The sequence below is a fragment of the Novosphingobium aerophilum genome, from assembly GCF_014230305.1.
Taxonomy (GTDB): domain Bacteria; phylum Pseudomonadota; class Alphaproteobacteria; order Sphingomonadales; family Sphingomonadaceae; genus Novosphingobium; species Novosphingobium aerophilum.
Map to the genome: position 1 here is coordinate 24,024 of NZ_JACLAU010000037.1, position 6,944 is coordinate 30,967.

General features: G+C 68.0%; 6 protein-coding genes. 3 read left to right on the top strand and 3 right to left on the bottom strand.

All coding sequences use genetic code 11. The features are described from left to right. Positions 1–17 precede the first annotated feature (17 nt). Positions 18–1,310 carry an MFS transporter gene (locus H7F49_RS15925; protein WP_235982248.1) on the top strand — a complete coding sequence of 431 codons (1,293 nt, stop codon included), beginning with the start codon at positions 18–20 and terminating at the stop codon, positions 1,308–1,310. 99 nt (positions 1,311–1,409) lie between these two features. Here the strand turns inward: H7F49_RS15925 and H7F49_RS15930 are convergent, their stop codons facing one another. From H7F49_RS15930 to H7F49_RS15940, 3 genes are all read right to left on the bottom strand, one after another. Then, a complete protein-coding gene (locus tag H7F49_RS15930; protein WP_185684565.1) occupies positions 1,410–1,814 on the bottom strand; it encodes a hypothetical protein in 405 nt (134 codons plus the stop codon). A gap of 70 nt (positions 1,815–1,884) precedes the next feature. Next, positions 1,885–3,309 carry a metalloprotease TldD gene (tldD, locus tag H7F49_RS15935; RefSeq protein WP_185684574.1) on the bottom strand — a complete coding sequence of 475 codons (1,425 nt, stop codon included), beginning with the start codon at positions 3,307–3,309 and terminating at the stop codon, positions 1,885–1,887. A gap of 209 nt (positions 3,310–3,518) precedes the next feature. Continuing rightward, positions 3,519–3,707: a zinc-finger domain-containing protein gene (locus tag H7F49_RS15940; RefSeq protein ID WP_185684566.1), complete on the bottom strand. Its 189-nt coding sequence runs from the start codon at positions 3,705–3,707 to the stop codon at positions 3,519–3,521. Between the two features lie 83 nt (positions 3,708–3,790). On the opposite strand from H7F49_RS15940, the gene H7F49_RS15945 reads away from it, so the two are divergent. Next, the gene (locus H7F49_RS15945) at positions 3,791–4,744 is read left to right on the top strand and encodes an ABC transporter ATP-binding protein (protein WP_185684567.1); all 954 of its coding nucleotides are present in this window, start codon (positions 3,791–3,793) and stop codon (positions 4,742–4,744) included. A gap of 150 nt (positions 4,745–4,894) precedes the next feature. Then, positions 4,895–6,520, top strand: coding sequence for an L-aspartate oxidase (nadB, locus tag H7F49_RS15950; RefSeq protein WP_185684568.1), 1,626 nt, complete (start codon positions 4,895–4,897; stop codon positions 6,518–6,520). The last annotated feature ends 424 nt before the right edge of the window (positions 6,521–6,944 follow it).

Sequence of the window (6,944 nt, forward strand, 5' to 3'; positions counted from 1 at the left end):
CCGGGGAGAGAGCCTGGATGACCGCACCTTCCGCTGCCATGCCGAAGCCCGTACTCAAGCCCGCTGGCCGCTATCGCTGGGTGATCGTGGCGCTGCTGTTCGCCGCCTGCACGATCAACTACATCGATCGCCAGATGATCGCCGTGCTCAAGCCCACCCTGACCGAGGAGCTGGGCTGGAGCGAGAGCGACTATGGCAACATCGTGTTCTTCTTCCAGCTGGCCTACGCCGTGTCCTACCTGGTGTTCGGCAAGATCGTCGACGCGCTGGGCGCGCGGCTGGGCTATGCCATTGCCGTGGTGATCTGGACGATCGGCCACATGGCCCACGGTTTCGCCGGATCGGCGATCCAGTTCTCGCTGGCCCGGGCCGGTCTGGGGATTGGCGAGGCGGGGAACTTCCCGGCCGGGGTCAAGGCGGTGACCGAATGGTTCCCGCAAAAGGAACGCGCCTACGCCACCGGTCTGTTCAATGCCGGGGCGAACATCGGGGCGATCCTCACGCCGCTGCTCCTGACGCTGATCATGAAGCATTGGGGCTTCGACTGGCGCACCGCGTTCTACCTCACCGGGATCTTCGGGGTGGCATGGCTGATCGCATGGTGGACCATCTATCGCCCGCCGGCCCAAAAGCCGCAGGTCAGCCCCGAGGAACTGGCCTGGATCCAGCAGGATGGCGGCCAGACCACACAGCGGGCCAGCCTCAGGGATGTGGTCGGCCGGCGTGAGACCTGGGCCTATGCCCTTGGCAAGTTTCTGATCGATCCGGTCTGGTGGTTCTTCCTGTTCTGGCTGCCGGGCTATCTCAACAAGCGCTATGGCCTTGATCTGATGTCATCGGCGGTGCCGCTGGCGACGATCTATCTGATCTCGGATGCGGGCAGCATCGGCGGCGGGTGGATGAGCTCGCGGCTGATCGCGGCGGGCAAGAGCGTGAACTATGCCCGCAAGGCGACCATGCTGCTCTGCGCCCTGCTGATCCTGCCGATCTGGTTCGCGCAGGACGTGTCGAACGTGTGGGGCGCGGTGCTGCTGATCGGGCTGGCCACCGCGGGTCACCAGGCGTTCTCGTGCAATCTGTACACCCTGCCGAGCGACCTGTTCCCGCAGTCGGCGGTGGGCACGGTCATCGGCTTTGGCGGGACCGTGGGCGCGATCGGTGGCATGTTCATGGCCAAGTTCACCGGCTACGTGCTCGACACGACGCACAGCTACGCGCTGCTCTTCGCCATCGCGGCGAGCGCCTATCTGGTGGCCCTGCTGGTGATCCACCTGCTCAGCCCCCGGCTCGAACCGGTCCGGCCGGACTGAGGCACTCGCGGAGCCGGTCGCCCGGGTCGGGACAGGAAGGCCGGAGCCTTCGCCCCGGCCTTCCGAACCGTCACGGTCCTGGCTGGCCCGGGGCCGGCCTCATTCGCGATGAGTGGCCTCGGCGCGGGTATAGGGCACGAACGGGTTGAGGTTGACGAAGCCGCGGAACCAGAACCCGTTGCGATCGATCAGGCGCACCATGTCGATGTTGCACAGCTGGGTGGTGCCGACCAGTTCGGTCAGCAGGATGTCGTCACTGCGCAGCGCGCTGGCATTGGCGGGCTGCTGGACATAGATCGTCCGCCCCGAACCATAGATGATCGCCGTCCGGTCGATCACCCGCGAATTGGCGTTCAGTCGCGGATCGATGCAGCTGACCGGCTTGCCGGCGACGCGCCCCTCGATCGCCTTGGCCAGCTGTTGCTCGGGCGTAAGGCGCGGCGCCGCCTGGGCGGGGGCGGCCAGCAGAGCGGCCGCGGCGAGGAACAGGATGGTCTTCGTCATGGACTTTCTCCTGCGGAATGCCGCGGGCTTATCGCGGGCTGGCTGAACCTTCGCTGACCATTCGCTCCCCTCAGGCGGTGCCGCCCACGGTCAGGCCTTCGACCAGCAGGGTCGGCTGGCCCACGCCGGCCGGGACGCTCTGGCCGCCCTTGCCGCAGACCCCGACGCCTTCGTCCAGCGCCATGTCGTTGCCGATCCCGATCACCCGGGTGAGCACCGAAGGGCCATCGCCGATCAATGTCGCGCCCTTGATCGGCGCCCCCAGTCTGCCGTTCTCGATCTTGTAGGCCTCGGTGCAGGAAAAGACGAACTTGCCCGAGACGATATCGACCTGCCCACCGCCGAAGCTCTTGGCGAAGATGCCGTTCTTGACGCGGGACAGCAGCTCGGCGGGATCGTCGTGGCCGCCCTTCATGAAGGTGTTGGTCATGCGCGGCATCGGCGCATGGGCATAGGACTCGCGCCGGCCGTTGCCGGTCGGGGCCACCCCCATCAGCCGGGCGTTGAGCCGGTCGTGGATATAGCCTTTCAGGATGCCGTCCTCGATCAGCACGGTCTCCTGCGTGGGGGTGCCCTCGTCATCGATGGTGAGCGAGCCGCGGCGCCCCGCCAGCGAGCCGTCATCCACCACGGTCACCCCCGGGGCACCGACGCGCTCGCCGATCCGGCCCGAGAAGGCCGAGGTGCCCTTGCGGTTGAAATCGCCTTCCAGGCCATGCCCCACCGCCTCGTGCAGCAGCACGCCGGGCCAGCCGGGGCCGAGCAGCACGGTCATCTCGCCGGCGGGGGCGTCAACCGATTCGAGATTGACCAGCGCCTGGCCCAGCGCCTCGTCGATCGCGCGGTTCCAGGTGTCGGGCTGCAGCAGGTCGTCGTAGAGCCGCCGCCCGCCCATGCCGAAGCTGCCGGTCTCGCGCCGCCCGTTCTGTTCGGCGACGATCGCAACGTTGAGCCGCACCAGCGGGCGCACGTCGGTGGCGACGAAGCCGTCGGGGCGGACGATTTCCACCACCGACCAGCTCGCCGCCAGCGAGGCGCTCACCTGGACCACGCGCGGATCGCGGGCGCGGGCGGCGGCGTCGATCGTCTCGAGCAGCCGGACCTTGGCGGCGAAGTCCACCGCGTCGAGCGGCGAGGCGTCGGTGTAGAGGTGGCGGTTGCTGCGCAGGGGCGGCGCGGCGCGCGGCCCGGTGGCGGGATCGAGCAGCTTCAGCGTCTCGCCCGCACGGCGGATCGCGGCGGCCGAAATCTCGTTGGCATGGGCAAAGCCGGTCATCTCACCCGAGACCCCGCGCAGGCCGAACCCGGCATCGCGCGAATAGTCGGCGGTCTTCAGCCGGCCATCGTCGAAGCCGAAGCTCTCGCTGGCGACGAACTGCAGGTAGAGCTCGCCATCGTCACAGGCGCTCAGCGTGTGGCGGGCGAGGTCCTGGGCTTCGTCGGGGCTGAGCTGGCCGGAACGGTAGATCAGCGCGCGGGGATCGGAATAGGTCATGAACCCGATATAGGGCATCGGCTGCGCAAGACCAGCGGCGGGCTAAGATTGGTTTCGCGCAGAGGCGCAGAGGCGCAGAGAGGTTGCGCTTGCGGCAGGGCCTCCCGATCTCCTGATGCCTCGCGCCTTCGCGAGAGTTCGCTTCGCGTGAACCGGACGCAAGTCCTCTGCGCCTTCGCGCCTCTGCGCGAAACCAGCAAGCCTAAGCCTCAATGCGCGTGGGCATCGTCCTTCAGCACGAAGCGGCGGTCGCAATAGCCGCAGTCGGCATAGCCCTTGGCGTCGATTTCGAGCCAGACCCGCGGATGGCCCAGGGCCGCGCCGCCGCGGATGTCGCTGGCGCCGTCGCACTTCACGCGGTGGGTGGTGACATAGACGGTTTCGGGCTGGTCGCTCATGATGGGTCTGCCTGCACTCTACGTGTACGGGGGGTCCGCAAAGCCCCTTTACGCAAAGCCTGCGCTGCCGCAAGAGCGAGGCCATGTCCGACAGTCCCGAAGCCGCCATCTCGATCCGCAACCTGGTCAAGCGCTATGCCGGCAGCAAGGGTGCGCCGGGCAAACTCGCGCTCGACGGGGTCAGCTTCGACGTGCCGCGGGGGCAGATCTTCGGCCTGCTCGGCCCCAATGGCGCGGGCAAGTCGACCCTGATCAACACGCTCGCCGGGCTGGTCATGAAGACCTCGGGCGAGGTGTCGATCTGGGGCTTCGACGTTGATCGCGACATGCGCAACGCCAAGCGCGCGATCGGGATCGTCCCGCAGGAGGTGGTGTTCGATCCGTTCTTCACCCCGGCCGAGGTGCTGGAAATCCAGGCCGGCTACTATGGCATTCCCAAGGCTGCACGGCGCACGATGGAGCTGCTGCGCGCGGTCCATCTGTCGGACAAGGCCAATGCCTATGCCCGCACCCTGTCCGGGGGGATGAAGCGCCGCCTGCTGATCGCCAAGGCCATGGTCCACACCCCGCCGATCCTGGTGCTCGATGAGCCGACCGCCGGGGTCGATGTCGAGCTGCGCCGCCAGTTGTGGGAACTGGTCGGCGAACTCAACGCCGAAGGGGTGACCGTGGTGCTGACCACGCACTACCTCGAAGAGGCCGAACAACTGTGCGACCGGATCGCGATCATCAACCACGGCAAGCTGATCGCCAACAAGTCCACCCCCGAACTGCTCTCCACCGCGCGCGAGAAGCTGGTGGTGCTCACCCTGGACCGCGATGTCGAGGTCCTGCCCAGCCACCCGGCCTTCCTGAAGTGCCGCAGCCTGGGCGAGCGCACGCTGGAGATCACCTACGACAAGGATCAGACCAGCGCGGGCGAGGTGCTGGCCCTGGTCCAGGGGCAAGGCTTCTCGATCCAGGACGTCACCACCCGCGAGGCCGACCTGGAGGACGTTTTCGTCGCCCTGACCAGTGCCGAGCGCGAGGCGGCCTGAGGCGAGCCCTGTCTGTCCCTACGGGCGGGTGACAAGGCTCCGGCTTGCTCGGCCTGAATCGATCCCCTAGCCCGTTCCTGTCGAGCGAAGTCGAGGCACCCGCGCGAGGCCACTCGACTTCGCTCGAGGCGAACGGGATAGCCTCGGTCGATGGTGTCTTGCCTGGGCCAACAACGGCGGGCCGACGGGAGATGGTGTAGCGTGACGCATGACGTGATCGTGATCGGATCGGGTGCTGCGGGCCTGACCGCGGCCCTGGCCCTGGCCGAACGCCTCAGGGTGCTGGTGATCGCCAAGGGCACGCTGACCAGCGGCTCGACCGCCTGGGCCCAGGGCGGGATCGCCGCGGTGCTCGACGCGGGCGACACCTTCGAAAACCACGTCCGCGACACCATGGTGGCCGGCGCCGGGCTGAACCGGCGCGAGACCGTGGAGTTCGTGATCGAGCGCGCCCCGCATGCGATCGACCGCCTGCTCGAACTGGGGGTGCCGTTCAACACCGACGGCCCGAACCTGCACCTCACCCGCGAGGGCGGGCATTCGCACCGCCGGATCGTCCATGTCGACGATGCCACCGGCTGGGCGGTCCAGGCCGCCCTGCTCAGCGCGGCCGAGGCCCATCCCAACATCACCCTGCTGCCCGGCCGCGCCTGCATCGATCTGATCACCGGCCGGCACGAGGAGCGCTATTCGGGCTCGGGCCGGGTCTGGGGGGTCTATGCGCTGGACGAGGCGAGCGGCAAGGTCGAGGCGCACACCGCCCGCGCCACCGTGCTGGCGACCGGCGGGGCGGGCCGGGTTTACCAGTTCTCGACCGCGCCGCGCGGCGCCACCGGCGATGGCATCGCCATGGCCTGGCGCGCCGGGGCGCGGGTCGGCAACATGGAGATGATGCAGTTCCACCCGACCTGCCTCTACAACCTCGAGGTCAAGAACTTCCTGATCACCGAGGCGGTGCGCGGCGAGGGCGGGCGGTTGATCAACCCGCGCACCGGCAAGCGGTTCATGGCCTTCTACGATGAGCGGCTGGAACTGGCCCCGCGCGACATCGTGGCCCGGGCGATCGACAGCGAGATCAAGAAGTTCGGGCTCGACTTCGTCCACCTCGACATCAGCCACATGCCGCCGGACTTCGTGCGGGGGCATTTCCCGACGATCCACGACAAGCTGCTGGGCCTCGGGATCGACATGACCGCCCAGCCGATCCCGGTCGTCCCCGCGCAGCACTACACCTGCGGCGGGGTGATGATCGATCTGGACGGCCGGACCGACCTGCCCGGGCTCTATGCCGCCGGGGAATGCACCGAAAGCGGGCTGCACGGGGCCAACCGCCTGGCTTCCAACTCGCTGCTCGAATGCTTCGTCTTCGGCGAGGCGGCGGCGCGCCATATCCTGGCGCACTGGGACCGGTTCGACGCCCCGCCGCCGGTGCGCGGCTGGGACGAAAGCCGGGTCACCAATTCCGACGAGGAGGTGGTGATCAAGCAGAACTGGACCGAGATCCGCCGCTTCATGTGGAATTACGTCGGCATCGTGCGCACCACCCGCCGGCTCGAGCGCGCCCAGCACCGCATCCGCCTGCTGTTCGACGAGATCGACGACTACTACGGCCATTTCCGCGTGACGACCGACCTGATCGAGCTGCGCAACCTGCTGCAGAGCGCGGACCTGATCGTCCGCTCGGCCCTGCGCCGTCATGAGAGCCGGGGCCTCCACTACACGCTGGACTACCCCGAAAGTCTCGCCGAGTCGCGGGACACCGTCCTGGTCCCGTGACCCGGCCAGATCTCGCCCGGAACCCGCTTCGCCGGGGCTGAACCACCCCGCTTTCCCTGGCGGCCCGGGCAAATCCAGGGGCGTGCTGAACGGCCGGTTTGGGTGGGGAGCGGACGTTCTTCGATCCTCCCCTGTTTCATCCGCAGGATGCAACGGGGGAGGTGTCAGACGGCGAATGCCGGCTGACGGAGGGGGCCGGTGGCTGTCCCCCTCCACCCCGCTGCCTGCGGCAGCGCGGTCCCCCTCCCCCGTTGTGCTGCGCAAAACTGGGGAGGATCTCAACGTCCGCTCCCAGGCGATGCTGTTGAAAAAGTCGCTTCTTGGTTGAAGCGGAGGGTCTTGATTGAAGCGGGCGCGCGCGGATGCCGGAGCTCATGCCATCGCCGGCTGCCTTGCGAGGCTGATCTTGGCGAGCTTGCGCAGG

What these genes read in the sequence shown, in the direction of transcription:
- H7F49_RS15945 (WP_185684567.1), top strand. Translation starts at nt 3,791, where the DNA reads ATGTCCGACAGTCCCGAAGCCGCCATCTCGATCCGCAACCTGGTCAAG.
- H7F49_RS15930 (WP_185684565.1), bottom strand. Translation starts at nt 1,814, where the DNA reads ATGACGAAGACCATCCTGTTCCTCGCCGCGGCCGCTCTGCTGGCCGCC.
- nadB (WP_185684568.1), top strand. Translation starts at nt 4,895, where the DNA reads ATGGTGTCTTGCCTGGGCCAACAACGGCGGGCCGACGGGAGATGGTGT.
- H7F49_RS15925 (WP_235982248.1), top strand. Translation starts at nt 18, where the DNA reads ATGACCGCACCTTCCGCTGCCATGCCGAAGCCCGTACTCAAGCCCGCT.
- tldD (WP_185684574.1), bottom strand. Translation starts at nt 3,309, where the DNA reads ATGACCTATTCCGATCCCCGCGCGCTGATCTACCGTTCCGGCCAGCTC.
- H7F49_RS15940 (WP_185684566.1), bottom strand. Translation starts at nt 3,707, where the DNA reads ATGAGCGACCAGCCCGAAACCGTCTATGTCACCACCCACCGCGTGAAG.